Origin of the sequence: Roseiarcus sp., from assembly GCF_052145395.1 — a bacterium.
Taxonomy (GTDB): Bacteria; Pseudomonadota; Alphaproteobacteria; order Rhizobiales; family Beijerinckiaceae; genus Roseiarcus.
This window is the reverse complement of the sequence record NZ_JBKQOT010000754.1, coordinates 1-2,869: the sequence shown is the minus strand read 5'-3', so window position 1 is coordinate 2,869 and position 2,869 is coordinate 1. Positions and strand designations below refer to the sequence as shown.

The 2,869-nt window shown below is 67.0% G+C and carries 3 protein-coding genes; all 3 read left to right on the top strand.

Annotated elements, in window-relative coordinates:
- Positions 1–792: acyl-CoA dehydrogenase family protein (locus tag ACLP25_RS25770; RefSeq protein ID WP_442471962.1), on the top strand; the 792-nt coding region annotated here is incomplete at its 5' end.
- Positions 793–814: 22 nt separating this feature from the next.
- Complete coding sequence (locus ACLP25_RS25765) at positions 815–1,105, top strand: DUF1330 domain-containing protein (protein ID WP_442471961.1); 291 nt, start codon at positions 815–817, stop codon at positions 1,103–1,105.
- A 187-nt stretch (positions 1,106–1,292) separates the two neighbouring features.
- The gene (locus tag ACLP25_RS25760; RefSeq protein ID WP_442471960.1) at positions 1,293–2,405 is read left to right on the top strand and encodes a zinc-binding metallopeptidase family protein; all 1,113 of its coding nucleotides are present in this window, start codon (positions 1,293–1,295) and stop codon (positions 2,403–2,405) included.
- The last annotated feature ends 464 nt before the right edge of the window (positions 2,406–2,869 follow it).

The following is a 2,869-nucleotide window of genomic DNA, read 5'->3' as shown; positions in this document are numbered from 1 at the left end:
ATGGTCGGGCCCGAGGGGCGAGGCGTCGCAACGATCATCGAAATGGTGGCGATGACGCGATTCGACTGCATGATCGGCTCGTCCGCCGGCATGCGGATGGCGGTCGCACAGGCGATCGACCACTGCCGCCAGCGCAAGGCTTTCGGCGCATACCTCATCGACCAGCCGATCATGACCGCGGTGCTCGCCGATCTCGCGATCGAGGCCGAGGCGGCGATGACGCTGACCATGCGCATCGGGCGCGCGCTCGACCATCGCGACGACGCGCATGAAGACGCGCTCGTGCGGCTCGGTACGGCGATCGGAAAGTACTGGATCTGCAAGCGAACGCCGGCCCATGCCTACGAGGCGCTGGAATGCATCGGCGGCTCGGGGGTCATGGAGGATTCGCCGATGCCGCGCCTCTATCGCGAGGCGCCGGTGAACGCGATCTGGGAGGGCAGCGGCAACGTCCAGTGCCTCGACATTCTCCGCGCGATTCGGCGCTCGCCGCAGACGCTGGAGGTCTATCTCGCAGAAGTTCAGGCGGCGAAGGGCGAGAGCGCCGCGCTCGACGCCCATGTGACGGGCCTGAAGGCCGACATGCGCGACCTCACGGACTTCGAGAGCCGCGCCCGCGACCTTTGCGACCGGCTCGCGACGGCCCTTCAGGCCGCGGCGCTGATCCGCGCCGGCTCTCCAATGGCCGACGCCTTCTGCCGCTCGCGGCTGGAAAGCCGCGGCGCTCACAATTACGGGGCGCTGACCGGGGTCGACGCCAGGGCGATCGTCAAGAGGGCCGCGGCGAGGTGACGTTTCAGTCTTGGAGGAGCCCATGCCCGCTTACGTCATATTCGACGTCGAGATCCACGATCCGGTCCGCTACAAGGAATTCATGGACGGCGTGAAGCCGGCCATCGAAGCCGCGGGCGGGAAGTACCTCGCGCGCGGCGGCGCGCTCAAGGTCTACGAGGGCGACTGGGCGCCGCGGCGGATCGTGCTCTTCGAGTTTCCCTCGGTCGCGACCTTCGAGGCGTTCTACGAGGGGCCGACCTATCGGGGGCTCAAAGCGATCCGTGACGCCTGCAGTTCGGCGCGGCTCGTCTCGGTCGAAGGGCTCGAGTGACGGGGCCGAGGCCGCAGCGCTGAAAGGGGATAGGGGCGCGAGACCCGAGGCCGCTTTGCGAGCCCTCCTCGCTCAGGCTGCGCCCGGCCTTTCCCCTCCCGCTCCACGCGAGAAGGTATTAATCCAGGCTGCGGAACGATCGCGCCCCCCGGTGCGTTGACCGACGCCCATCGGCGCCGGGGCGACCATGAAACTTTTCCGCTGTCAGGCCTGCGACAACATCGTCTATTTCGAGAACCGGACCTGCGGCCGCTGCGGCCATCGTCTGGGCTATATTCCCGAACTCGGACTCCTGAGCGCGCTCGAGCCCGGCGGCGACCCGAACTGGACGCCGGTTGGGGCGGACGGCGCGCCGCGCCGCTTCTGCGCCAATGCGGACCACGACGTCTGCAACTGGCTGATCCCTGCGGCCGAGCCGGACCGGCTGTGCCGCGCCTGCCGGCACAACGACACAATCCCGGACCTGTCGAACGCAGACCACGTCGCCGCCTGGAGGGAGATCGAGTTCGCCAAGCACAGACTGTTCTACGGCCTCATGCGCTGGAAGCTGCCGCTGAAGACCCGCGCGGAGGACCCTGAGTACGGCCTCGCCTTTGAATTCCTGGCCGACCCTCCGGACCCGTCGACGCCGAAGGTCATGACCGGTCACGACGAGGGCGTGATCACGATCGCGCTCGCCGAGGCCGACCCCACGGAGCTTGAGCGGCGCCGCACCGGCCTCGACGAGCCCTACCGAACGCTGCTCGGCCATTTCCGCCACGAAGTCGGCCATCACTACTGGGACGTCATGGTGCGGGACGGCGGCCGGCTCGCGGCCTTCCGGGCCGCCTTCGGCGACGAAACCCCGGACTACGGCGAGGCTTTGCAGCGCTACTATCGCGAGGGCGCCCCTTCGAACTGGCGGGACTTTTTCGTCTCCGCCTATGCGACCTCCCACCCCTGGGAGGACTTCGCCGAGACCTGGGCTCACTACCTTCACATCGTCGACACCCTGGACACGGCCAGCGCCTTCGGCCTCAGCCTCGCGCCGCCGATCGACCGGGAAGGGGCCCATAAGGCTCGCGTCGATTTCGACCCCTATGTGAGCGGGGACATGGACCAGATCATCGAGGCCTGGACGCCTATCGCAGTGGCGATGAACAGCATCAACCGGGCCATGGGGAGGCCTGACCTCTATCCGTTCGTGCTTGCGCCGGCGGTGGTGAAAAAGCTCGGCTTCGTTCACGAGCTCGTGCGAGGCGAGGCGGCTAAAGGCGAGCTTTCCGCCGGAACCGCCGAGGCGCGGCGGGCGGCCGAATAAGGGGCTCCGCGAAAGCGGTTGGAACCGACGCCGCCCCTTGAAGTTAGTTCGCCTACCGCGGCGTGCTTACTAGGAGCGCGCCTAATCGGGCGAACGCATGGGCTGCGATGAGCGCCTTTGTCAGGGCTCGTTATGAACCTCGACGCTGAATTTTATCCCGTTCGCGTCGGGGCTCCAGTTCACGATGTTGCCGGCAGGCAAGAACGCAAACGTTGGTAGGATGACGTTTCTGAGCGCGGCGAGGCGCGGGTCCGGCGCGAGGGCGTTGGTCGACACTGGGTTACAGGTGTTGGGCGGCGGTGAAGCGGGGGGCATGCCAGGCGCGAATTTTCGTAGCGTATAGCGGTGTCACGCGAGGATCCGAAAATCCTTCGGGTCGATGACGCGGAAATTGTCGGTGATAGTCGACGAGAACTCGTCGAACCGGCGAGGCACGGTCTCGCGCAGGAAGCCGAGCACGGCTT

Bases quoted from the DNA above. Each gene is read 5' to 3' on its own strand.
- ACLP25_RS25765 (WP_442471961.1), top strand. From the start codon at position 815: ATGCCCGCTTACGTCATATTCGACGTCGAGATCCACGATCCGGTCCGC.
- ACLP25_RS25760 (WP_442471960.1), top strand. From the start codon at position 1,293: ATGAAACTTTTCCGCTGTCAGGCCTGCGACAACATCGTCTATTTCGAG.